This is a genomic window from Kribbella rubisoli (assembly GCF_004217145.1).
GTDB lineage: Bacteria > Actinomycetota > Actinomycetes > Propionibacteriales > Kribbellaceae > Kribbella > Kribbella rubisoli.
In genome coordinates this window covers 654,591-678,580 of sequence record NZ_SHKR01000015.1, presented here as the reverse complement: position 1 = coordinate 678,580, position 23,990 = coordinate 654,591, and the positions used below count along the sequence as shown (strand labels likewise).

Genomic DNA, 23,990 nt, shown 5'->3' with positions numbered 1-23,990 from the left:
GACGGTATGCCGCACAGGGTGGAGCTTCTCTTCAAGCACATCGGTGCTCGGACGTGCGACAAGTTGATCTGGACGCCGGCGACCAAGGGATTAGAAGTCCGGGTTTCGATGGAGTTAGCGGGTCCTGGAGCTTACGAGCTGGCTGCGACCCGCGGTTGAACCAGGCGCTGAACTCCTCCGCGAGATGGGCGAGGCGCTCAATGATCCACTCGTAGTTCACCGCGGCAGGGTATGGCCATCCGAGCAGTGAAGTTATCGGCGTGCCGAGGTGGGCCGCGTCCTCGCTCTCCAAGACGTTGCGTCGGCGTGGCGACGAGGAGAGGAGACGTGAGCAAAGAGTGGCTCTAGTCCTCTGCTTCTAGCTCGTCGGGTGATGACTCCTGCTCGACGTGGCTGACGGTCAAGCCGAGACTGAGTCGGTCCTTGCCGACGACGTTTTCGAGGATGTCGTAGAGGTCGGGGCGGAGGAGCAGGTGGGCTCCATGGATGGCGGGTTCGAGTGGACTGTAGCTGCCGTCGTGGACTAGGAAGCCGCGCCATTGCCGGCCGACGAGCGCCGGGCCGTTGTCGTCGATCAGGACGTGCCGTAGTGCCGGTGTCTCGGGGCGGAGCCCGAGGAGCGCGATGACGTCGAGCCTGGGCACAAGCGCGAACGGCTGCAGCCCAGCGCCGCGGTCTCGGGCGGGGGCACCTCGCTGCCCTCCATAGTCGATGAGGGCGGCGACCGGACCTGGGGCCGTCTCAAGGGCAGTTTGGGCGTGTTCGGCGTCAAGTCCCGGCACCAAGCCGTCGGAGGTGACAGCCCAGGCATTCGGTGGTGCGCAGGACAACGGCGTGCTGTTGGGGGGTGGTGGGCCGTCGCAGGTTTCGAGTCCCGCCACGCGTCCGCTGTAGGCACCTGCGCTCTACGTAGCGAGCCGCCAGCTCGAGACGCAGGAACACGCAGAGCTCATCAAGTTGATTGTCGACGAATGATCCCTGGGTAGCACAACCTCACGGACGCCGACGTCAAAACCCCTGACAAGCAGGTCGTCCACGTCGCAGCGAAGGTTGTTGCATACGGCGACGATGACCCTCGGTGAGATGAAGACCAGCTAGGCCGCAGGGCCTACCTGGGCAGCTCCGACTAGAGGACTGCGCCCGCCTGGATGACAGTGCGGTCGCCGGCGGTCCAGAGCGGGGACGGGTCGTGGAGCGGGTTGCCGTCGAGGATGAGGAGGTCGGCGACGCAGCCCTCACGGACCCGGCCGAGGTCCGGGCGGCCGAGAAGGTCAGCGTTGACAGAGGTGGCGGAGCGGAGGGCAGTTGCCGGGCCGTCGACTTCGATCTGCAGGCGCAGCCCGTTGAGTTGCTCGTCCTCCAGAACACCCATCAGGTCAGTGCCGAAGCCGACCCGGACGCCGGCCGCACGGGCAAGCTCGACGGCGGTGCGGCCGGCTTCCAGGACCTCGCGGTTCTTCTCCCGGGACACCGGCGCCATCCCGAGCTCGGCGCCCCGGCGGTCCATTGCGTCGTACGCCGCGAGCGTCGGCACGAGGAACGCACCGGCCGCGGCCATGGCCTCGGCGGTCTCGGCGTCGAGCAGGTTCCCGTGCTCAATGCTGCGGACCCCGTTGTCGATCGCGTGCCGGATCGCCTCCGCGGAATATGCGTGCGCGACGACGTAGCTCCCGCGGCGGGTCGCCTCGTCGGTGACGGCCCGGATCTCGTCAGCGGAGTACTGCGGGATGCGGATCGGATCGGTCAACGAGACGACGCCACCGGACGCCATGATCTTGATCGCGTGCGCGCCGCGGCGGAACCGGTCGCGGACGGCTCGCCGGAGCGGATCGACGCCGTCGACCACCTCGACCGAGTGCGACGAACAACCGCAGAGATCGCTGTCTGCAGCCCGTACATCACCGTGGCCACCGGTTTGGCTGAGCGCCGGCCCGGTCCAGAGATACCGGGGCGAAGGCAACAATCCCTCGGCGATCGCCCGCGCGAGTCCAGCATCTCCCCCGCTCGGGTCCCGCACGGTCGTGAACCCCCGCGCCAGCGCTCCGGCCAGCCGCCGGGCGGCAACCAGCGCCACGTAACTGAGCGGAGCGGACTCCAGCTTCAGCAGGTCCAAGTCGATGCCGTAGGCGTGACAGTGGGCATCGATCAAGCCGGGAAGGACCGTGCGGCCACGGGCATCGAGCACCCGGTCGGCTGGTTCGGATGTCCCTCCGACGGCCGCAATCCGGTCGTCCACGACGTGCACCGATCCTTCGATCAGCTCGTCCGAGACGCCGTCGAAGATGGTGGCGTTGATGATCGACAGAGAATTGCTCATGCCGCATCCTTCCGCAGCCGGGCGGTAGCGGCCTCGTCGATCTCGAACGTCGACGAGTCGACCACGACACCGTACTCCCGCTCAGCCGCTCCCACCGACACGAACCCGTTGCGTACGTCGGTCGCCACCCGCCCGGGATCACGCTTGAGCGGATCACCGTAGCCCCCTCCGCCGCCGGTGTTGTTCACCAGCACCTCGCCGGCCTCGAGCCGGTTGTAGCTGCCGCCCTGCACCACTTCGCGATCGGTACCGGGGTTGAGGATGATGTGGTTGTTGTCGCCTTCGTGCCCGCCGTCGATCGCCCACGGCTTGGTCTTCGTCTTGTAAACAAGGCAGATCCCGGTCGCCGGAGCGGTGAATCGGTAGGCACGCCCGACTCCTACTCCCCCGCGGTGCCGACCGGCTCCGCCCGTGTCCGGCCGGTAACCGTAGGACTCGATGAACATCGGGGACTTCGTCTCCAGCACCTCGACCGGGTTGCTCCGGCAGCCAGGCTCGGTCAGATGCATGATGCCGTCCGCGCCGTCATCACCGGCGTGCCCGCCGAAGCCGACCGCCTCGTTGGTTGCCTCCAGCCACTGTTCGCCGTTGCGCGGGTTGATCCCGAGCCCCATCATCGAGCAGACGTCACCACCCGAGCACGCCGGAACCCGATCCGGCATCCCCTGCGCCAACGCCTTCAAGACCACTTCGCCACCGAGCAACCCGGTCCAGAGCGTGAAGGTCGGCATCGGCGGCACGGCATGCACCACCGAGCCGGGTTCGGTGACGATCCGCAGCGGCCGGAAGTTGCCTGCGACAACTGGCGTGTCCGGCGTGGTGACCGCCTTGAACACCAGACTGCAGAACGCCGCTGTCTGGCCGACCGGCAGATTGATCGGGCCACGGACATCGCGATCGGTGCCGGTCCAGTCGATGACCATCTCTTCATCGGTGACGGTCACGGTGACATTGAGCTTCACCATCCGGTCGAGGTCCACACCGTCGGAGTCGACGAAGTCGTACGCGGTCCACGTCCCCTTCGTCAGCTTCGCCAGCGCGATCCGGGCCAGCCGTTCGCCGTGGTCGTTGATCGCATCCATCGCACCGGTCAGCGCCGGTACACCATACTTCGCCGCGATCGCCTGCGTGCGACGTACCCCGGTCACACACGCGGACACCTGGGCCTGCAGATCGCCGATCGTCCGTTCCGGCAGGCGGCTGTTGAAGCGGATCACGTTGAAGATGTCCTCGTTGGCCTCACCCTCGCGATACAGCTTGGTGGCCGGGAAGAACAGGCCCTCCTGGTACATGTCCGTCGAGTCGAGGACGTACCCGGGGTCCTTCTGCTTCAGGTCGAGCACGTGCACGCGACACGAGGCGAATCCGATCAGCTCACCGCCGACGTGGATGGGCGCGAAGACCAGCGGGTCGAGCGTGTGCGCGGACGACCAGTACGGGTAGTTCAGCAGGAACACGTCACCGGGCAGCATCGCGTCCACACCCACAAACTCTTTCGCCGCCTTGATGCCGTGATCGTTGCCGCGCGTGAACACCGCGATGCCCGGAGCGTCGGCCACCACGTCGCCCGCCGCGTCGTGGATGCCGATGCCGTAGTCGTGGATCTCGTAGACGACAGTGTTGTACGCCGTCCGGCACAGGTTGCGGGCCATCTCCTCGGCAGCGGCCAGCAGACCGTGCCGGATGACCTCGATGGTGATCGAGTCGTTCATCAGACTCCTTCGACAGTGATGATCAGCTCGCCGTGATCGCCGACCCAGAGCAGGTCGCCGGCGTGGATCACGGTGGTCGCGGTGTGCTCGGCGATGACGGCCGGGCCGGCCAGCTCATCACCGGCGAGCAGGTCCTCGCGCGAGTACAGCGCGTACGACTCCTGCGGACGCTCCGCGGACACGTACACGGATCTGGTTGCGTTCGGCAACGGTTCCCCGGAGGTACGGCGAGGCAGCCGGGGCAGCGTCGGTTTCGCGACCATGCCGGTGGCCCGCATCCGGAGTGTGGTGATCTCGATCGGATCGGTCATCGTGTGGCCGTACTGCCGCTCGTGCAGCTCAGCGAACGCTCGCTCGACGGAACCCACCCGGCCGTCCTCCGGCACCGGCACGGTCACACTGTGTTCCTGTCCCGAATAGCGGACGTCGACGCTGCGAACCAGCACCTGTGCCGCGGGCTCGACCCCGTCCGCGGCCAAGGCGGACGCAGCCTCCTCGGCCATCGCGTCGTACGCCGCGGCCAGCCGGGTCTCGTCCAGATCGGCGAGTGGCATCACCGAGGTCTGCGCGAAGTCGTGCTGAACATCGGCGAACAACATCCCGAAAGCCGAGAACGCACCCTGGCCCGGCGGCACGATCACCGTCGGGATCGACAATTCACGCGCGACATCGACCGCCACCAGTCCGCCGCCCCCTCCGAACGACAGCAGCGCGAAGTCCTTCGGATCCCGGCCGACCTCGACGGTGATCGCCCGTACGGCGCCGGTGATCTTCGCCGTCGAGATGCGGATGATGCCGCGGGCCAGCGCGGCCGGGCTGAGCTCGAGCTGGCCGGCGAGCGGTTTCAGTGCCGCCCTGGCGAGCGCGTCGTCGAGCACGAGCCGGCCGCCCAGCGGCGTGGCCGCCCCGAGATAGCCGACGATCAGTGCCGCGTCGGTGAACGTCGGCGCAGTCCCGCCGCGACCGTACGACGCCGGACCGGGATCCGCACCGGCGCTCTGCGGACCTACCTGCAGGACCCCCGCATCATCGAGCCAGGCAATCGAGCCACCACCCGCGCCGATGGTGTGGATGTAGAGCGAGGGCGTGTTGATCGGCAACTGCTCGAACTCGGCGCCCTGATGCAGCACGGGTTCGCCGTCGATCACCAGCGACGCGTCCAGGCTGGTCCCGCCCATGTCGATGGTGATCAGGTTCGGCTCGCCGATCAGCGTGCTGAATGCGCTCGCACCGATCACCCCGCCGGCCGGTCCGGACAGGATCAGGCTGACCGGCTGTTCCCGGGCCACGCTCGCGGTCATCGCGCCGCCACCGGACCGAGTCATCAGGAACCGGCCCTCGAACCCGCCGCCCCGCAGTTCACCTTCCAGCCGCTCGAGATAGCGCCGCACGATCGGCTTCACATACGCGTCAAGGACCGCCGTACTGGTCCGTTCGTACTCGCGGTACTCGCGGGACAGCTCGTGCGACAACGTCACCGCGACGTCAGGAGCCACCTCGGCCAGGATCCCCCGCATCCGCAGCTCGTGCGCCGGGTTGGCGTAGGCGTGCAGGAAGGCAACCGCCACCGAGTCGTAGCCGCGCTCTGCGATCGTGGCGGCGACCGCTCGCGCCGCGTCGACGTCGAGCGGCCGATGGACCGATCCGTCGAACAGGCTGCGTTCGGGCACTTCGAAGGTGTCGTAGCGCTCCAGCAGCGCGGGCGGCGGGCGGTAGGTGATGTCGTAGTTGGTCCGGCGATCGGTTCGGCCGAGCAGGTAGACGTCCCGGAAGCCAGCTGTGCCTATCACGGCGGTCCGTGCACCGGTGCGAGTCAGCAGGGCGTTCAGGCCAAGCGTCGTACCGTGGGTGAACATCGCCACCTCCGGCAGCGCGGTCCGCGTGGTACCGAACGCGTTCAGCACGGCATCGGTGGGCTGGGCCGGCGTCGTTGGCACCTTGTCGAACCGGATCTCACCGGTGGCCGGCAGCAGTTCGACGACATCGGTGAACGTACCGCCGACGTCGATGGCGACACGGCTGGTGCTGGTCATGGGTTTGGCCTTTCGACTCATCCGCGGGGCGCGGGCACGTCGCATCGGGATCGCCGCAGGCACAGCGGAGATCCGGGTACGGCGGTTGAGGCGGCTGACGCACAGCGCCCGGTGTCCCTTCCGGGCGACGGTCAGCCGGGTGATCCTCGCCGGTTGGCACGGCGGAGGACACGAACGTGACATAGCCGAATTCGCAGTGTCAACCGGTCCCCTTGCCCGGATCCGGCGGCAAACGCCCGCGTGCACAGCGGTCACGCGGGCCGATGTGCTCGGCGCACATCGGCGTACCGGCGGCCGACGACAGCATTTGCCCACTCGACCACCCCGGACCCACCGGAGGCCCAGATGATCCGCAGTGTGCTCACTCTCCGTGCCGCCGACACCGGCGCGCTCGAAGATCTCTACACCGAGCACGGGATTCTGGCACGCGCCCGGCGGTTCCCTGGATGCCGGGACGCGTTGCTGCTGCGATCCGTCGACGGCGGCCCGGCCACCCACCTGGTCATCGCTGACTGGGACACGGCCGCGGACTACCAGCACTGGGTCGAGGATCCCTGGCGCGTTGCCCTGTCCCGGCAACTCGCCGCCGTACTCGACACCACATCGGGCGAGCCGATCGTTGGCGCACTCTTCGAGCTCGTACCAGACCAATCCCCCGCTGAATCCCCTGTGAGTTCCGCCCCCATCACGCCCGAGGAGCACCCGTGATACGAGCTGCCCGACTCGCGGCGGTCGGTGTGACCGTCGCACTCGCGATGAGCATCGCGGCCTGCAGCAAACCCGCGACCAGCACCGCCGGCGGAACCCCGACCTCGGTCGCCGCGGACAAACAGCTGAAGATCGGATTCTTCGGCTTCGCCAAAGCCAACTCGTTCGCCCAGGCGGCCTGGGCGGGCGTCCAGTCGTACGCCGAGAAGAACAACGCAACGGCCACCTTCCTGGACTCCAACTTCGACGGCCCGACCCAGGTCAACCAACTGCAGGACGCGGTCACCTCCAAGCGGTACGACGTCGTGATCGTGCAGGCCAACGACGGGGTCGCGATGGTCAACCCGATCAAGCAGGCAATCGCCGCCGGCATTGTCGTCGTGGTCGAGTTCACCCCGGTCGGCGGCAAGTTCGACACCGCCGAACCCCAGGTCCCCGGCACGATCAACATCATCGACCCACCAACGGTCAACGGTGTGGGCCTGGCCAAGCTCGGCCTGGAAGCCTGCAAGACGGTGGCGAGCGGCGCCTGCAAAGTCGCCTATCTGCAGGGCTTTGCGAACTACCCACTCGACACCGCGCGGACCGACGCGGCCGTCAACGCTCTCAAGTCCGGCGGTGCAACCGTCGTCTCCAACTTCGTCGGCGGATACACCCCGGACACCGGCCGGGCCGCCATGCAGAACCTGTTGCAGTCCCACCCGGACGTCAACGTCGTGATCGGCTCGTCGCAGGCACTCGAAGGCGCCACACCGCTTGCCAAGGGCAAGAAAATCGGGTTCGTCGGCAACGGCGGCTCAACGCAGGCCTTCGGGTTCGTCAACGACGGCACCTGGTACGGCGTGTACGACGTACCGGAGAAGTCCGAAGGGACCAAGGCCGCGGAACTGGGACTCGCCAAGGCAAGAGGCAAGGACGTGCCCGCCTCGACCGTCGCCTGCACCACGCTGACGACCTTCGAGTGCCTCGGCACGAAGGAAACGCTGAAAGGCCTCACCGCCGACTACTCGGATTGAGTCATGAGCACAACAGCGCCCAGCATCTCGGTTCGTGGCGTCGGGAAGAGCTACAGCGGTGTCACCGTCCTGCGCGATGTCGACCTCGACATCGCGCCGGGCGAGGTGCACGGCCTGGTCGGCGAGAACGGCGCCGGGAAGAGCACGCTGCTCAAGATCCTCGGTGGAGTGGTCCGGGCCGACCACGGCACGCTCAGCTTCGACGGCGAGCAGGTGACGTTCGCGCGGCCACGGGACGCGATCGCCCAGGGCGTCAGCCTGATCTCCCAGGAGGGCGCGCTCGTTCCGGCGCTGACCGTGCTCGAGAACGTCTTCCTGGGTCGCTGGGCGCAGACCGCCGGCGTCCGCCGCGCCGGGCACGACCGGAAGCGGTTCGACGAACTGATCGAGCTGACCGGCTTCGAGGTGGACCCACGCGCACGGGTCGACCTGCTGCCGACCGGCGTACAGCAGCAGGTCGAGATCCTGCGGTCCCTGGCCCGCGGCGCGCGCGTGCTCGCGATGGACGAGCCGACCGCCGTACTCAGCGAGCACGAGAAGGACAACCTGATCGCGCTCATCCGCCGCCTCGCCGACAGCGGTACGACGATCCTGCTCGTCTCACACTTCCTCGACGAGGTCCTCGCGGTCGCCGACCGGATCACCGTGCTGCGCGACGGGGCGCTGGTCACGACCGACGACGCCGCCACCCAGACGCCGCGAACCCTGGTCCGGCAAATGGTCGGTCGCGAGATCGACATGCTGTACAGCACGCCGGACCCGATCCCGGACGACGCTCCAACGGTGCTCTCAGCCCGCGGTCTGCGGCGCGGTCCGGTGCAGGGCGTCGATCTCGAGGTACGAGCCGGAGAGATCCTCGGCCTCGCCGGTCTGGTCGGCAGTGGACGCTCCGAGACGCTGCGGTTGCTCTTCGGCGCGGACCACGCCACCGAGGGCACTGTCGACGTCGACGGCGCCACACTCACCCGGCTGTCACCGCGGCGGGCGATGGCCGCAGGCATCGCGTTCGTGCCGGAGTCACGCAAGGAACAGGGCCTGGTGATGGCACGCTCTGTCAGCGAGAACGTCGCGCTGTCATCGTTGCCCCGTCGCCGCGTCGGTCCCGTCGTACGACGCTCCGCCGAGCGAACCGCGGTCGACACCGTGTCGCGCCTGGTCGACATCCGCGCGGCGGCCAAGGACGCGCCGGTCGAAACGCTGTCAGGTGGCAATCAGCAGAAGGCGCTGTTCGCCAAGTGGCTGCTGTGCTCGCCCCGCATCCTGCTCGTCGACGAGCCCACCCGCGGGGTGGACATCGCCGCGAAGAGCCATATCCATCACCTGATCACCGAACTGGCCCGGGACGGCATGGCCGTCGTGTGCGTCTCGTCGGAGATCGAGGAGCTGCTCGCCCTCTCCCACCGGGTCCTCGTCCTCCGGCACGGGCGCCCGGTCGGCGAGTTCCCGCGCGGGACGGCCAAGGAGGTCGTCATCGCCGCCGCATTCGGAGACGAAGGAGAGCCGACGTGACCGTCGACGCAGCCACCCCCGCCGAACCGCCCGCCCAGTTGCCCCCTGCCACAGGGTCCACCGGGTCGCGGCGGGCGGTCCGGTTCCGCGATTACGGCATCCTGGTCGCACTGATCGCGATCGTGATCGCGTTGTCGCTCAGCACCGACACCTTCCTCACCAGATCGAACATGATCAACCTGCTCGACCAGTGCACGGTGGTCGGGCTGCTGGCTGCCGGCGCGACGGTGTGCATCCTGAGCGGGGTGTTCGACCTGACCGCGAGCGCCACGCTCGCGGTGTCGGCGATCGTCGGTGTCGAGATCATGCGGGTGACCAACGTTCCCGTCGGCTTCGGCGCGGCCGTGGTGGCCGGCGCGTTGCTCGGATTCGTGACCGGGATGATCGTCGTCCGCAGCGGGATCAACTCGTTCATCGCGACGCTGGCGACCAGCATCATCTACCGCGGCGTGGCCGTCGTGGTGACCGCGGGTGCGATCGTCTATCCACTCGGCTCCCAGACCGAGAACTTCGGCGCCCTGACCTGGCCGTCGCTGTTCGGGCTGACGTCGGCCACCGTCATGTTCGTGATCGTCGTGGTGGCGATCGGTCTGCTGATCTCGACGACCACGTTCGGTCGCCGGGTGTACGCCGTCGGCGGCAACCTGGAGGCCGCCCAGCTGTCCGGCATCCGGGTCGGGTCGATCCATGTCGCGGCGTACGTCATCAGTGGCGTCTGCTCGGCGCTGGCAGGGCTGATCCTCGCGTCCCGCGCGGGCTCGGCCCAGTCGACGATGGCCACCGGCGCGGAGCTGACCGCGATCGCGGCGGCGGTGATCGGCGGCACCAGCATCCTCGGCGGCGAGGGCGCGATCTGGCGCGGCGTGGTCGGAGCGTTCCTGCTGACCCTGATCGGCAACGGGTTCAACCTGCTCGGCTGGGACACCATCTACCAGCAGGTGCTGCAGGGCTGCCTGATCCTGTTCGCCGTCACGACGGATCGCTGGCTCCGCAGACGGTCCCGGTAGCGCCCGACCAGCGGCTGTACTCTGTGCTCGTGTCTCGCACTGGCGAGTTCGCACACGTCGGCGTGAGCCTGCACCCGGAGCGCTCGTACGCGGTCGTGGTGCATGGCGCGGCCGTTCTCCCGGTCGAGCCGGCTCGGGCCGACCTCGACGGGACGATCGCTTCCGCCGTCCGGACAGCCATCGGTGAGTTCCCGGACGGGCCGTTCGCGGTGACCGTCGACCTCGCTCCGATGTTGCTCGACGCCATCACCCGTGCAGACAGCGCATTGCCCCGGGTTGCGGTGATCCGCGTCGTACCGCGGCCCGCCACGGACCCCGCGCTGGCACGGTCTCCGGCCGCGCTGGTCGAGCGCCGGGTCGCGCGACGGTTCACAGTTGCCGGCGGCCACGACCTGCTCGGCAACGAACTCTGTCCGCTGGACCACGGACGACTCGACGAGGTCTGCGCCGAGCTCGACGCCGGCTCGATCCGGCATGTGGCGATCGTTGCCGCCGGCTCCCAAGCGCGGCCTGGCCACGAGCGCGGAGTCGCCGACGCGATCCAGACCGCGATGCCGGGGGCCCGGATCTCGGCCGCGAGCGAGTACGGCGGCCACGGGCTCGTCGCGCGGGAAGCAACCGTTGTGCTCGACTGCGCACTCTCCGGCGTCGCCGAGCAGCTGGTCGACCGGTGCGAGCGGGTGCTGAGTCGGCTACCCGGTGAGTTCCAGCTGCGAGTGGCCCGCGGCGACGGCGGCTACACCACCGCGTCGCGGATCCGGACCATGCCAGTGGTTGCCTTCGGCGCGACCGACGCGCTGGAGGTCTGCGGTGCGGCCTATCTCGAAGGGCTGGCCGATTGCCGGGTCCTGCTGTCCCGTGACGGAGCACAGGTGGCCGGCGAGGTCCGGCACGGCCTGGCCCAGGTGAGCCTGGCCGAGTCCGCGGGCATCGGCACCGAACTCGTCGTACCGACCGCGGTGCTGACGCCGGAACGGGACGTCACCCCGAGCGGAGTCCCCGGCCGGATGCCCGACGTGCCTGTTGTCCGGGCCCGTCATGCGCCGGAGCTGCTGGCCTGCGTCGGCGCGGCCGTCAGTTCCCCGACTTCCTGGCTGGACGAGGTGGCCTTCATCGAGTCCGCCGACGAGCTCAGGTCGGTACGCCGCGACGCGGAGGAGCGCGCGACCGCCTTCGTCACGGCCAACGGCGCCGCGCCCGGTACGGCGTTCTTCGCCGAGGTCTCGACTGTCGCCGTGCCGTACAGCCCAGCCGGAACAGTCCGCATCCGCGTTCGTGTTGCCGGTACGCCGGACATCGGCCTGACGCAGCCCCTGCTGGAAACGCCATGAGTGGTGCAGCCACCTGGATCAGCGCGGCGGACGTGCCGGCGTTGTACGAGGGCGCCAAGTTCTACGCGCCGGCTGTCGGGGATGCCGGCCGGTCCTCGTTGACGTCGTGGTTGACCGGGCTGCTCGAACGCGAAGGACCGGTGGCGCTGCATCGTGTGGAGACGATGGCCCCGGAGACGCCGTGCGTGTCGTTGTGTGTTCTCGGGTCCGGGTCGGCGCTGGCCGACCTGCCTCCGGCCGGTGACGAGTTCGTGGCCGCGATCCGCCAGATCGAGCAGTTGCAAGGCGTCCGCTTCGGCGCCGTCTATCCGCTCGCCGCAGCCACGGTCAGCGCTCTGGTCCCGGTGGCTGCCGCGGCCCAGCTCGGCGTACCACTGCTGGACGCCGACGGCATGGGGCGTGCGTTCGCGCTCATCCATCACACCGCGATGTACCTGGCCGGAATCTCGCCGACGCCGCTCGTCGCCTTCGGACCGACAGGCGACAGCGTGCTGGTGGACGCGCGGACAGGAGCTCGTGCGGACCGACTGCTCCGGGCCAGTCTCGACACCCTGGGTGGCTGGGCAGCCCTGGCCTCGTACCCGACCACGGCCGGCGCGCTGCGTCGCGGCGCCCTGCCCGGGACGATCTCCCGGATCGCCAATGTCGGCCGGGTCCTGCTGCAACAAACCGACCCGGATCTGCTGATCAGCCGGCTCGCCGCGATCACCGGCTGCCGAAGGCTGGGCCGGGGACGAATCTCCGAGCTCGAGCAGCTGAGCCGGCCCAGCGACGGCAGCATCCCGGCACACCCGTCCAGCGTCGTGATCGACGAGACCGACGGTCAGCGGCGACAGCTGCGTATCGAGCTCCGCAGCGAGATCGTTGCCGTCTTCGCCAACGGCGAGCTGATCGCGGGTGCTCCCGACCTGCTGTGTCTGGTCGATGCCACCCGTGGCACGCTGGCGACCCTCGACAACCTCGAACGCGGCGACCTGGTCGACGTACTGGTGACCCCGGGCGACGCGGTCTGGTACTCCGACGAAGGCATGGCGATGGTCGGCCTGAGCTTCCATGGCATCCCGCTCGACCATCCCCGGCGACTGCGAGGAGAACCGTGAGCCAACGCCCCTCGACGTTACCGATCACTCTGGGCGGCCTCGTCCGCATCCAGCCGCTGGCGAGAGCGAGCCGGTTGCACTTCGCCGACCCGTTGCGACAGGTCGAGCAGGTCGTGCTGGCGCAGACGTTCGAACGGCTGCGGCGGTGCGCTCCGCACGTTCTCGTCGTACTGCACGACACGGCCGCCGCCGGTGGCTGGTCGTTGGCAGCCGCGCTGCATCTGGCCTGGGAGCGCAATGTCTCGGCGGTAGTGGTGTCTGGCGCCGTCGCCGGGTCGGCCGGCGCCGCCCTGGCCGAGCGACTGAACATGACGCTGCTGGCCATCGACTCCGATCCGGTCGATGTCGCACTACAGCTGGCCGGTCAGGTCAGCGCGCCGGCGGCCGCCCGCGCGCTGGGGCAGGCCTTGTGTGCGGAACGACTCGCCGAGCAGACTCACGTCCGCGGCGTTCTCGGTGTCCTCAACAGCGAGCTGCAGAACGCACCAGTCGCCCTGGTGATCGGCGAGACCGCCGTGGCCGGCCGGGTCGCCGCATTGCAGGACAAGACGAATGCCCGGCGGGTCGAGGTCGAAGTACAAGGACCGGACGAGCAGCCGTGGGCCCGGCTGGTTGCGGCTGTTCCAGTGAACGGCCCGATGGCCGTCGAGCAGGTCGAATCGCTGCTCAGGCTGGCACGTCCTTCTCTGCAGGCAGCGTGGGCTCAGACCAGGCTGGACTCGACCGTTCACTCCGCCCATGAGCAGGCGGCGTTCGGACTGCTGCGACGGCTGGCCGCCGAACCACCACCCGATGCCCCTGCAGGCCCGGTCGAGATCGAGACACCACCCTGGAGCAGCGAGCTGGGCTGGCAGATCGACGGCGTCAACCGAGCGGTGTGGCTGACGCCGCTGCGACCGTCCGGAGCGCCGTCCGAGGAGGTCACCCACTTGGTCCGCGCGGCATGGCAGCGTGGACGTACGCACTGGCCCTTGGTTGTCGACGGCGACAGTTGGATCTCGTGGCACAGCAGTGAGGATGCCGACGACGTCGGACCGCTACGCAGGGCGGTGACGGCGTTCCGTGACTCGGCCGCAGCGCATCGACTGGTGATCGGCGTCGGTCAGGCCCATCCTGGCGTCGCCGGGCTGATGCGTTCGGTCGCCGAGGCGCGTCTGGCGGCATATGTTGCGCGCAAGCAGGGCCCGGCCGGCGTGCAGTGGTTCGACCAGGTCGGCGCGTCCGCTGCACTGGCCTGGTTGCCGACCACCGAGATCGCACAGGTCGCCGACCTGTGCCTCGCCGAGCTGATGGACGCCCGCGACCGGATGGCGCTCGTGCAGACCGTGCTGGCCGTGCTGGACTGCGGTGGCTCGCTGAGCCAGGCTTCCCAGCGCCTCGGCGTACACCGGAACACTGTGCTGGCAAGACTGACCCGGGCCCGGCAGCTCGGGCTCGCGTACGACGAACCCGAGCAGCGGCTGGCCCTGCACGTACTGTGTTACGCGCTGGCGTCGCTCTGGACGCAGTCCGGCACCGACGAGTAGAGCTTCTAGATTCCGTAACGGGTCATCGCCGCCTCGGCACTGATGTTGCCGTCGCTGACGTCGGCCCGTACGTCGTCGGCCGATCGCTCGACCGGGTCGCCGTACCCACCGCCGCCACCGGTCGAGCAGCGGACCACGTCACCCGCCTTCAGGTCGAGACCGTTCACCTTCAGCAGACGCCGTTCATCCGGACGACCGGGGTTGACGACGACCTCGGGGCCGACCGCATCCTCACCGCCGAACAGTCCCCAGGCCGGCTGCCGCGAACGCTCGAACCACAGCGACACCGACAGATCCGTCTGCGCCTCGTACTCACGGATCACCCCGTTGCCACCACGCCATCGCCCGGCGCCGCCGGAGTCCTCACGGATCCGATACTCCGTGATTCGCCATGGGTACCGCGTCTCGTGGACCTCGATCGGGATGTCCTTCAGCGATCCGTTGACGTTGTTGATCAACGCGCTCTCGCCGTCCGATCCTTGCCAGGCACCCCAGCCGCCGACTGTGGCCTCCAGGCTGACGAACTCGCGGCCGACCCGAGGATCGACTCCGGCCGTCAGGATGATCATCGAGTCGCCGTGGCTCGCTCCGGCCACACTATCCGGCAACGCCGGTGCCAGCGCCCGGGCGACCATGTCGATCAGCAGTCCTAGGTGGGAGAAGTACCACTGGCAGGCCGCCGGAGAACGGGCCCCGAGCACCGATCCTTCCCGCACCTGGGTCGTCATCGAGCGGAACGAACCGCCGTTGCCCGGCAGATCGGGACTGACCAGCAACTTGTAGCCCACCCGCAATGCCGACACCGCCTGGGCGACACCGCAGTTGACCGGTCCAACAGTCTGGTCGGCCGACTCGGTCACGTCGAGGTCGATCGTGTCCCCCGACACCGTGATCCGGAGCCTGATCGGGATCGGTGTGTTCAGATCGATGCCATCGTTGTCGAGCACACCCTCGGCGTCGTACACCCCGTCGGGGATGGCCTCGATCACCGCGCGTTCGAGCAGCTCGGTCTGCCGGAAGATCTCGTCCCGCGCGGCCTCGACCGTATCGAGGCCGAACCTGCGAACGATCTCCTGCAGCCGCTTCTCCCCCATCGTGATGCAGGCGATCATCGCGTTCATGTCGCCGGTGGTGGGATACGGGAATCGGACGTTGGTGCCGATCGTGTCGATGACGCCGTGCACCGGCTCACCACCGTCGACCAGCTTCTGCGGACCGAGCCGCAGCCCCTCCTGGAAGATCGTCACCGAGTCCATCGAGCCACCCGGATCCTTCGAGCCGACGTCGATCCAGTGCGCCCGCGACGCGGTGAAGCCGATCAGCGTGCCGTCGTCGAACACTGGGCCGAAGATCGTCACGTCGTTCAGATGGGTGCCACCCAGGTAGCTGTCGTTGAGGATCCAGACGTCGCCGGGTTGCCAGACCTCACGCCCGAAGCGCTCCTCGGTGGCCAGCGTGCAGGTCTCCAGATTGCCAAGGAAGATCGGCAGGCCCGCCGACTGACCGAGCACTTGGTGATCGGCATCCAGCAACGCGACCACGCAGTCGCCGCATTCGTAGATGATCGGGGTGTACGCCGAGCGGATCAGTGTGGCGTTCATGTCGTCGGCCGCGGAGGTGAGCGCGTTGCGGATGATCTCGACCGTCACCGGGTCGATGTCGACGCGGTCCAGAGTGGTTGTCACTTGGTGTCCTTCCGCCGGATGAGCAGGGAGCCGATGTCGTCGACGCCGACGGTGTGGTCCGGCGGTACGACGGTGGTCGCGGTGTCCTCGACGACGATCGCGGGACCGGCGAATGTGTGGCCGACGTACAGGTCGTCACGGCGTACGACGACCGACTCGTGTGGCTCACCGTCGAACACCACGGTGCAGAGCTGATGCGGAAACTCCGCGGACGTTGCGGCCGGCCACGGCTGCGGAGCTGGGCGCGCCACCTGGCCGATCGCGGCGGTGCGCAAGGTGACCAGCTCGATCGGAGCGCCGAGGTTGGCGTGTCCGTACCGGGCCTCGTGCAGAGCGGCGAACCGTTCCGCCAGCGTCGTCAGGAAGCCCGGCCGGGACGGTTCTTCCGCGTCGGTCAGCGGGACAGTCAGCGTGTATTCCTGCGCCTCGTAGCGGACGTCGACGGAATGGTTCGCCGTACGCTGGTCCTCGGCGACGCCCTCACTGGACAGCGAGTCGACCCCTGTCTTCTCCATCCGAGCCAGGGTGGCCGCCATGTCCGCGCCGTCCAGATCCTCGTCCAGGAAGAAGTACGGCTCGGTGTAGTCCTGCCGGATCTGCGTCTGCAGCATGCCCCAGGCCGAGAAGGCGCCCGGGAACCGTGGCACCACAGTCTCGGCGATACCCAGCTCGCGGGCCAGGAACGCCGCGTGCATCGGTCCCGCACCGCCGAAGGCGACCAGCGCCGAATCGCGCGGTTCGATGCCTCGGGCAACGGTGATCGTCCGGATCGCCTGCGCCATCTTGGCGTTGGCGATATCGCAGATGCCTTCGGCCATCGCCGTCGTGGTGAGCCCGAATTGCTCGGCGAGACCTTCGACGGCGTCCGCGGCCAGCGTGGTGTCGAGGGTCAGCTGACCGCCGGCGAACCCGTCCGGGTCGATCCGGCCGAGGACCAGGTTGGCATCGGTCACCGTCGGCTCGTCGCCGCCCCGGCCGTAACAGGCCGGTCCAGGTCGCGCACCGGCCGAACGCGGCCCGACCCTGAGACCCCCCGCCTCGACCCAGGCGACCGAGCCACCGCCGGCGCCGACGGTGTGGATGTTGACGACGCTCATCAGCATCGGCAGCCCTTCGAGCTGCGCCTCGGCAGAGACGTCCGGCTCGCCGTCGACGATCAGCGACACGTCGAACGACGTACCGCCCATGTCGATCCCGATGAGATTCGGACGCCCGGTGTGGCCGGACAGCTCCGCGCACGCGATCGCTCCACCGACCGGGCCGGAAAGCAACGTCTGCAGCGGCCGGCGGCGCGCCGAATCCGCGGTGAGGATGCCACCCGAGGACTGCATCACATGCAGCGGTACGGCGACGCCGCGATCGGTCAGGCGCTGCTCAAGGTCGACCAGATACCGCCGTACGATCGGGCCGGTGTAGGCGTCGACGACCGCCGACGAGGTTCGCTCGTACTCGCGCCACTCCTTGGCTGCTTCATGCGACAGCGACACCGTGACATCCGCACCCAGCTCATCGAGCAGGATCTCGCGAGTGCGCAGCTCGTGTGCGGGGTTCTTGTAGCTGAACAGGAACGCGACCGCGATCGCGCCGTACCCGTTGTCGGCCGCCCCCCGGGCCGCCTTGCGCACCGCCTCCTCGTCCAGCGGAGTCAGCTCCGAACCGTCCGCGGCGATCCGCCCGCCGATGCCGACGATGTCGCGGCGCGGGACCAGCGGAACCGGCTTGCGGTAGTGCAGGTCGTACAAGCGCGTCCGCGGCCCGCGGGCGATGTGATAGCTGTCCTCGACGCCGGCGGTCCCGAGCAGCAGCACCGGAACTCCTCGACGCTCGAGAAACGCGTTCAGGCCCTGCGTCGTGCCATGCACCAGGAAGGCGATGTCGGCCGGCCGCTCGACCACCGCGTCGACCCCGACCAGCACTCCCTCACTGAGGTTCCCCGGCGTCGTCGACGCCTTGGACGCCGCGAACACCCCGTCCTGCCGGTCGTACGTGACCACATCCGTGAATGTTCCACCGATGTCCATCGCGACTCGATACCGCCCGCTCATACACACTCCTCCAGCCCGTCGGAACGTGCTCGAACCGTAGGTCGCGCGACCACCACCGCACTGTGCGCCCGGCCCACCCAAACCACCCCAACGAGTGCCACGCGCACGATCGCCCCACTACCCGACCCGGCCACCACCGCTTTCACGGGGGATGGAGTTGCGCATAGCCTCGGCAACCACCGTCTGACCCGTCAGCGGTTCACCCGGCCTCTCGTCCACATCTAACTCGACCTCACCTCCAACGCCGAGGCCCTGCGCACCGCAGCCATCGCGGTGGAGGCCGAAGCCGATTAGATCGAGGTCTGGACCCCACTCGTGCTCGCCGAGGGTTCCATGCAGTACGCGCGCTGCGCGAGGAATTCCCGGACCATCTGCTGATCGCCGACCGGAGACCATGGACGGCACCTATCTCGAAGCGGAGATGATGGGCGATGCTGGCGCGGACGCTGTCATCGTCATGGGCCGCGCTCACGACGCCACCATCGAACGGCTCGGCACCGAGTTCGGGATGCTCGTGATGGGGTGACGACGCCGCCGTCTCGGTACCGGAACGGGCCGTCGGCGGCCTGAGCATCGAGCAAGCCATCAGCTGCCCTGCCCTAGTGCCTCGCTCGTCGTCTTCGGCGCGCCTTGCGATCGACGGCCAGGCATTCAGCGCGGCCGGCGGCGACCTGCTGAGCGTTCTCAGCGAGGCCGGCCGCGCACAGTTGTGCCGGTGATCATGTGGTCGGCGACGCGCAACGCGTTGGCGAAGATGGTGAGCACCGGGTTGACGCCACCGTTGGTGACGTGCAGCCCGCCGTCGGCAACGCGCACGTTGGAGTGACCCCAGACCCGGCCGAAGGGATCGGTGACCGAGGCCGCCGGAGAGTCACCCATCCGAGTCGTACCGGCCTGATGCTGGCCTCCGCTCGGCCCGGACGGCCGGGGTGCAGCCATCGGGACCACGGTGGTGGCTCCGGATGCCATCAGCCACTCGGCGGACCGATCGGACAGGAATGCCTGGCCGCGATGGTCCTCTGGATGCAGGTCGCCACTCAGCCGCACCACCGGGATACCGAACCTGTCCCCGACAGCTGGATCGACGCGGACCCGCGCCGAAGCCGTGGTGACCTCCTGGATCGGACCCATCACACGCATCATCCGTGGAGCCAGCGTGCGCATGCCGTGTTTGGCGGCAAGCCCGTGCAGGCCGATCAGCCCGGCTCCCGACAGATAGCGGAACGTGTTCGCGGGCGTGGGCACGAACTCCTTGGCGAGGATGCCGCCACCGATGACGAACTCGTTGTCATGCCGAAATCCGGCTATCGCCACCGAAGGTCCGGGGCCGATCAGATCCTCGATGGGATCGTCGAAGATGCCCAAGGCACCGCCGTACGAGTGCCCTTGCAGGTACCGCCCGACCTGGTCAGTGGTGTTGCCGAGCCCGGACGGCTCTCGGTCGTGCGCGGAGTTCAGCAACAGCCGGGCCGACTCGATCGCTCCAGCGGCCAGCACGAACTCGCTCGCGGCGACATCGCGCGTCCACTGCCGACAGTGACGCTCTCCGACGAGCGACACGCTCTCGACCCGGCCCGCCCTGCCGACGACCAGACGCCGGGCCCACGTCTCGGTCAGCAGGTGGCAGCGGCCGGTCGCCAGCGCGCGCACGAGCATCGTGTTCTGACTGCCGTTCTTCGCGTCGACCGGACACGCGAAACCGACGCACATCGAGCACTGCCGGCAGGCAGGCCGGCCGAGGTAGGCCGTCGAATTGACCAGGAGAGGAACGGTCACCGTGTCCCAGCCGAGCTCGGCGGCGCCGGCGACGAGTGTCTCGTGTGCCGGGCCGGTGGGCAGCGGCGGCATCGGCAGTGGTCGCCTGCGGACGCCCGCGTAAGGGCTGTTGTCAATGCCGCCGCTGACACCGACCTCCCATTCGGCCTGTTCGTAGTACGGCTCCAGTTCGTCGTAGCCGAACGGCCAGTCCGCCAGAGCACTCGACTTCGGAACGCCGTAGTGCGAGGCCATCGCGAAGTCGAGGGGGCCGAAGCGCCAGGCCTGCGCACCGTACACACGAGTGCCCCCGCCGACGGTGAACGCGTTGTTGCTCCATTGCGGATCCGAGGGGCGCAGCACGACCGAGCCGGTGCCGTCGTCGAATACACGCGGGTGACCGTCTGCCGCCGGCCCGCTGTGAGCGGTCAGGCCCCAGTTCATCCGAGGACTCCGTAGATGGTCACCGGAGAGGTCCGGCGTCTGCGGCCAGCCGCCGGCCTCGACGAGGAGCACGGATCGGCCGGCCTCGGCCAGGTGGCAAGCGACAGTACTGCCGCCCGCGCCAGATCCGATGACGACCACGTCATAGCGATCCTCCACCGCATCCGGTGTGATGAGGCGGCGGGGAGCCGGCGTGTGCGGTGGTGGCCAGCCTGGCGGTCCAGTGCGCCAGCCGAGCATCGACCACGACGCCTGGCGGTGGTTGCCCCCGTTGCCGTCGTCGGCGAAGTAGCCGCCCCAGATCAGCTGCGCCAGCCAGACATAGTCGGAGTCGTCTGTCAGCCGATCGAGCACCGCGGTCCGCGCCGAGGGGTCGATGTCACCGAAGACACCGCCGTACGAGGCGAGTGCCTCGTCATCGACCAACCGCAGCACTCTGTCGATACGCAGGATCCAGTCCGGCCGCTCGCCGAGCACGGCACGGACGAAGTCCTCACCACCGGCGTCGGCGGCGGAGGGGTACTCGTCGCTGGGAACGATGGCGTCGAGCAGCACCCGAAGCTGGACGGCGCTGGTCTCGGACAATCGACCTGACACGCATTCACCGACCGCGGATCGAGAGCCGGAGTGTGCAGATTTCGAAGGGTTGTAACGCCAGACGGACGCCATTGTCCGTGGTGTCGACCTTGGCGATGGGCCGCTCGAGCAGGTCGACCAGGTGCGCCGCCTCCAGCGGAAAGCTGCTGCGCACATCGGTCTGAGCCTGGCCACCGAGCGACTCATAGATCCGCACGACGAGATCGCCCGAGCGATCGTCCGCGAATTTGACCGCCTCCACCACGATGGCCGGATTGTCCACTATCACCAGTGGTTCAAAAGCACCTACCGCGTCGACCAGCCGCAACGGCAGGGTGAGCGCGTACCCTTCGGCCACCGCGTCCGCGACGCTCGCGCCGGGGACCACGGCGTACACGAACCGGTGGACGCCCTGGTCTGCGGTGGGGTCAGGGTTGCGCGTGGCCCGCAACAGGGTCAATCGTACGGTCGTCGTGGTGGCTCCACTCTCGCGGCCGCTGCGCTCGATGTCGTGGCCGTACGTCGACCCGGTGACCACCGCGATGCCGTATCCGGCCTCGTCGAGGTGCACCCACCGGTGCGCATACAGCTCGAAGCGGGCAGCATCCCAACTGGTATTGGTGTGGATCTGTCGGCGCAGATGACCGAACTGAATCTCCGCAGACTCTTCGGTGGCGTGCAGCCGGAGGGGAAGGGCAATCTTGAGCACCTTCTCTGCTTCGTGCCAGTCGACCTCGGTCGCTACCTCGAGGCGGCGGCTTCCGGCGCGCAGCACGAGCGTCTGGATCACTGTCGACGTGCCGAACGATCGCCGCGCCTGAAGTGCCCCGAGCAACGGTCCCTCGTCGAGGATCTCGACGGCGTCGGCCTTGACGAGGTCGACATGACTGTGCCGATAGTGCCCATCGAGGTTCCAGGCGTCCCAGCTCGCGGGATGGTCCGGGTGCACCTGCAGCAGATTGGCGGCACCGCCCGCGGCGATGGTCTCCCGCGAGTTCAGGTGATCGTAGATCGACGTGATCAGCCCGTTCTCGTCGACGGACACGCGGATCAGGCCGTTGTCGAGGACCAGGTCGTCGACGGTCACCGGCATCAGGTCCGCGGGTGCGCCGGATGTCGTGGTGCCGGCACCGAGTGCGGGCGCCACCGCCCAGGTTGCGCTCCGGCCATCAGATAATTCCTGCCTCGTCCCCGCGCCGGCCGCCGCCTCGGGCAGCACCGCGATGACCTCTGCCCGCTCGTGCGGCGCGGCATTGAGCAGGTTGCGACCGGTGCCGGCCAGCTGCAACGCAGTGGCCGCTTCCGCGATGATGCTCTCCAGCTCAGTCTGTACCTTCTCGTATGCCGCACGCGCCTCTCGATGCACCCACGCGATCGAGGTGCCCGGCAGGATGTCGTGGAACTGGTGCAGCAGAACGGTCTTCCACAACTGATCAAGCTGGTCGTACGGATAGGAGAAGGTGCCGTTGGCAGCGGCTGTCGCCGCCCACAGCTCCGCCTCACGGAGGAGACGCTCGCACAACTGGTTGCCGGCCTTCATCGTCGCCTGCGTGGTGTAGGTCCCCCGGTGCAACTCGAGGTAGAGCTCACCCGACCACACCGGGGCGTCGGGGTACTCGTCCATCGCCTTGTCGAAGAAGTTGCCGGCCGATTCGACCGCGACGCTGGGCGATCCTTCCAGACTGCGCAGCCGTCGTGCCTTTTCCAGCATCTCCCGTGTCGGGCCACCACCGCCGTCGCCGTATCCGAACATGGCCAAAGACCTGGTGGCGACGCCCTTCTCCGCGTACGTGCTCGCCGCATGAGCCAGCTCGCCCGCGGTGAGCGCCGAGGCGTAGGTGTCGATCGGCGGGTGGTGGGTGAAGACCCGGGTCCCATCGATCCCTTCCCACCAGAAGGTGTTGTGCGGGAACTTGTTCGTGTCGTTCCATCTGAGCTTCAGCAGCAAGCACCAGCGCGCGCCGGCAAGTTTGGCCAGCTGCGGAAGCGCAGCGGTGTATCCGAAGGAATCAGGCAGCCAGATGCCGTCCGTCTCGACACCGAACTCGTCGGCGAAGAACCTCGCACCATGGACGAGTTGTCTCGCGAGCGCCTCACCGCCGGGGAGATAGGTGTCGGACTCTACCCACATGCCACCGACCGGCTCCCAGGCGCCAGAGCGAACCGCGGACTTGATCCGGGCATACAGCTCCGGCTGGCTCGCCTTGATCCACGCGTACTGCTGGGCCTGTGAACAGGCAAACCTCAGTTCCGGATAGTCGCGCGCGAGGTCCACGACGTTGGAAAAGGTGCGGCTGCACTTCCGGATGGTCTCCCGCAGAGGCCACATCCAGGCCGTGTCGATATGTGCGTGGCCGACGGCGGAGATCCGGTGGGCGCTTGCGTGAGCCGGGCGCGCGAGGACCTCGGCGAGTTCCTGCCGCGCTCGGCCCGCCGAAGCCGGGATGTCCTGCATGTCAAGGACGTCCAGCATCCGCTCCAGCGCACGGAGGATCTCGTGCCGGCGTGCGTCATGGATAGGCAACTCGCGCATCAGTTCCCACAGCACCTCGGCATCGAGGTTCAGGTGCCAGACGTCCTCGTCCAGCACTGCGAGGTCGGCTCGGGCCAGGCGGTACAGCGGTTCGTTGTCCGAGGTCAGTACGTCGCCCCTCGGGCTTCCGATTCCGCTCATCGCCGACAGCCAGGGATTGGCCGCCGCCTCGACGTAGAGCAGCACCTCCTCCGTGCCCGTGGCCGGTGCGGCGATGGGGACATGGCTCGTCCGGGGTGCAAGCCCCTTGACGGGTCGACCGCCGGCGTCGTACACCAATCCCTCCGCCTGCCGTCCCGGCTCGGGGTGGGTGAAGCCGAGATCGATGACCGCCTCGACACGCCGCCCTGACCAGCTCTGCGGGACCCGTCCGCGGACCCGGAACCACGTGCTTGCCCATGCCGGTCCCCACATCGAGCCCACAGCGAAGGGGCTGTAGCTTGCCGCCAGCGCGTCGGCGACCGGGACGGGCTCACCCGAGGGTTGCCAGAAGTCGACTTGCAGGCCGAGCGAGTGGGTGTAGATGCCCGGCCGCAGCCGATGGATGAGCACCTGTTCCACGCGGTCCTCGACGACTGAGCGGTTCTCATGCACGGTGTTGCCCTCCGGTGTTGGTCGGCTGCCGGTCACGGCACCGACCAGGGCAGCCGGTTTCACCGCGGCCGCCCTGGTCGTACCCACCGGCGCAGGGGA

Annotated in this window: 16 protein-coding genes; 8 read left to right on the top strand and 8 right to left on the bottom strand. The window is 68.4% G+C overall.

What is annotated here, in order from left to right; genetic code table 11:
- Positions 1-344: 344 nt before the first annotated feature.
- From EV645_RS32495 to EV645_RS32480, 4 genes are all read right to left on the bottom strand, one after another.
- Positions 345-644 carry a hypothetical protein gene (locus EV645_RS32495; RefSeq protein WP_130447853.1) on the bottom strand — a complete coding sequence of 100 codons (300 nt, stop codon included), beginning with the start codon at positions 642-644 and terminating at the stop codon, positions 345-347.
- A 482-nt stretch (positions 645-1,126) separates the two neighbouring features.
- Positions 1,127-2,317: a metal-dependent hydrolase family protein gene (locus EV645_RS32490; RefSeq protein ID WP_130447852.1), complete on the bottom strand. Its 1,191-nt coding sequence runs from the start codon at positions 2,315-2,317 to the stop codon at positions 1,127-1,129.
- Positions 2,314-4,029: a hydantoinase B/oxoprolinase family protein gene (locus tag EV645_RS32485; protein WP_130447851.1), complete on the bottom strand. Its 1,716-nt coding sequence runs from the start codon at positions 4,027-4,029 to the stop codon at positions 2,314-2,316. Before EV645_RS32485 ends, EV645_RS32490 begins: the two co-directional genes overlap by 4 nt.
- Positions 4,029-6,062, bottom strand: a complete 2,034-nt coding sequence (locus EV645_RS32480; protein ID WP_130447850.1) for a hydantoinase/oxoprolinase family protein — start codon at positions 6,060-6,062, stop codon at positions 4,029-4,031. The genes EV645_RS32485 and EV645_RS32480 overlap by 1 nt, the downstream gene beginning before the upstream one ends.
- Before the next feature lie 345 nt (positions 6,063-6,407).
- Here EV645_RS32480 and EV645_RS32475 point away from each other — a divergent pair, with 345 nt between their 5' ends.
- The 7 genes from EV645_RS32475 to EV645_RS32445 are packed head-to-tail and all read left to right on the top strand — an operon-like array spanning position 6,408 to position 14,259.
- Positions 6,408-6,770, top strand: coding sequence for an antibiotic biosynthesis monooxygenase family protein (locus tag EV645_RS32475; RefSeq protein ID WP_130447849.1), 363 nt, complete (start codon positions 6,408-6,410; stop codon positions 6,768-6,770).
- Positions 6,767-7,786, top strand: a complete 1,020-nt coding sequence (locus tag EV645_RS32470) for a sugar ABC transporter substrate-binding protein (protein ID WP_198681999.1) — start codon at positions 6,767-6,769, stop codon at positions 7,784-7,786. Before EV645_RS32475 ends, EV645_RS32470 begins: the two co-directional genes overlap by 4 nt.
- Positions 7,787-7,789: 3 nt before the next feature.
- Positions 7,790-9,295 carry a sugar ABC transporter ATP-binding protein gene (locus EV645_RS32465; RefSeq protein ID WP_130447848.1) on the top strand — a complete coding sequence of 502 codons (1,506 nt, stop codon included), beginning with the start codon at positions 7,790-7,792 and terminating at the stop codon, positions 9,293-9,295.
- Positions 9,292-10,302 (top strand): ABC transporter permease, encoded by a 1,011-nt coding sequence (locus EV645_RS32460; RefSeq protein WP_242000792.1) that lies wholly within the window; start codon positions 9,292-9,294, stop codon positions 10,300-10,302. Before EV645_RS32465 ends, EV645_RS32460 begins: the two co-directional genes overlap by 4 nt.
- Before the next feature lie 29 nt (positions 10,303-10,331).
- Entirely contained in the window at positions 10,332-11,633 is a 1,302-nt protein-coding gene (locus tag EV645_RS32455; RefSeq protein ID WP_130447847.1) for a hydantoinase/oxoprolinase family protein, read from the top strand.
- Positions 11,630-12,733 (top strand): DUF917 domain-containing protein, encoded by a 1,104-nt coding sequence (locus EV645_RS32450; RefSeq protein WP_130447846.1) that lies wholly within the window; start codon positions 11,630-11,632, stop codon positions 12,731-12,733. Before EV645_RS32455 ends, EV645_RS32450 begins: the two co-directional genes overlap by 4 nt.
- A complete protein-coding gene (locus tag EV645_RS32445; protein ID WP_130447845.1) occupies positions 12,730-14,259 on the top strand; it encodes a PucR family transcriptional regulator in 1,530 nt (509 codons plus the stop codon). Before EV645_RS32450 ends, EV645_RS32445 begins: the two co-directional genes overlap by 4 nt.
- Before the next feature lie 5 nt (positions 14,260-14,264).
- Here the strand turns inward: EV645_RS32445 and EV645_RS32440 are convergent, their stop codons facing one another.
- Together EV645_RS32440 and EV645_RS32435 are read right to left on the bottom strand one after the other, a co-directional pair.
- A complete protein-coding gene (locus EV645_RS32440) occupies positions 14,265-15,944 on the bottom strand; it encodes a hydantoinase B/oxoprolinase family protein (RefSeq protein WP_242000791.1) in 1,680 nt (559 codons plus the stop codon).
- Positions 15,941-17,989: a hydantoinase/oxoprolinase family protein gene (locus EV645_RS32435; RefSeq protein ID WP_198681998.1), complete on the bottom strand. Its 2,049-nt coding sequence runs from the start codon at positions 17,987-17,989 to the stop codon at positions 15,941-15,943. The genes EV645_RS32440 and EV645_RS32435 overlap by 4 nt, the downstream gene beginning before the upstream one ends.
- Before the next feature lie 394 nt (positions 17,990-18,383).
- Here EV645_RS32435 and EV645_RS43255 point away from each other — a divergent pair, with 394 nt between their 5' ends.
- The gene (locus EV645_RS43255; protein ID WP_277877123.1) at positions 18,384-18,515 is read left to right on the top strand and encodes a beta/alpha barrel domain-containing protein; all 132 of its coding nucleotides are present in this window, start codon (positions 18,384-18,386) and stop codon (positions 18,513-18,515) included.
- 158 nt (positions 18,516-18,673) lie between these two features.
- Here the strand turns inward: EV645_RS43255 and EV645_RS32425 are convergent, their stop codons facing one another.
- Together EV645_RS32425 and EV645_RS32420 are read right to left on the bottom strand one after the other, a co-directional pair.
- Positions 18,674-20,785, bottom strand: a complete 2,112-nt coding sequence (locus EV645_RS32425; protein ID WP_242000790.1) for a GMC oxidoreductase — start codon at positions 20,783-20,785, stop codon at positions 18,674-18,676.
- Positions 20,786-20,789: 4 nt separating this feature from the next.
- The gene (locus EV645_RS32420; protein ID WP_242000789.1) at positions 20,790-23,978 is read right to left on the bottom strand and encodes an alpha-mannosidase; all 3,189 of its coding nucleotides are present in this window, start codon (positions 23,976-23,978) and stop codon (positions 20,790-20,792) included.
- Between the last annotated feature and the right edge of the window lie 12 nt (positions 23,979-23,990).

Bases quoted from the DNA above. Each gene is read 5' to 3' on its own strand.
- EV645_RS32485 (WP_130447851.1), bottom strand. From the start codon at position 4,029: ATGAACGACTCGATCACCATCGAGGTCATCCGGCACGGTCTGCTGGCC.
- EV645_RS43255 (WP_277877123.1), top strand. From the start codon at position 18,384: ATGGACGGCACCTATCTCGAAGCGGAGATGATGGGCGATGCTGGCGCG.
- EV645_RS32450 (WP_130447846.1), top strand. From the start codon at position 11,630: ATGAGTGGTGCAGCCACCTGGATCAGCGCGGCGGACGTGCCGGCGTTG.
- EV645_RS32480 (WP_130447850.1), bottom strand. From the start codon at position 6,062: ATGACCAGCACCAGCCGTGTCGCCATCGACGTCGGCGGTACGTTCACC.
- EV645_RS32490 (WP_130447852.1), bottom strand. From the start codon at position 2,317: ATGAGCAATTCTCTGTCGATCATCAACGCCACCATCTTCGACGGCGTC.
- EV645_RS32475 (WP_130447849.1), top strand. From the start codon at position 6,408: ATGATCCGCAGTGTGCTCACTCTCCGTGCCGCCGACACCGGCGCGCTC.
- EV645_RS32435 (WP_198681998.1), bottom strand. From the start codon at position 17,989: ATGAGCGGGCGGTATCGAGTCGCGATGGACATCGGTGGAACATTCACG.
- EV645_RS32465 (WP_130447848.1), top strand. From the start codon at position 7,790: ATGAGCACAACAGCGCCCAGCATCTCGGTTCGTGGCGTCGGGAAGAGC.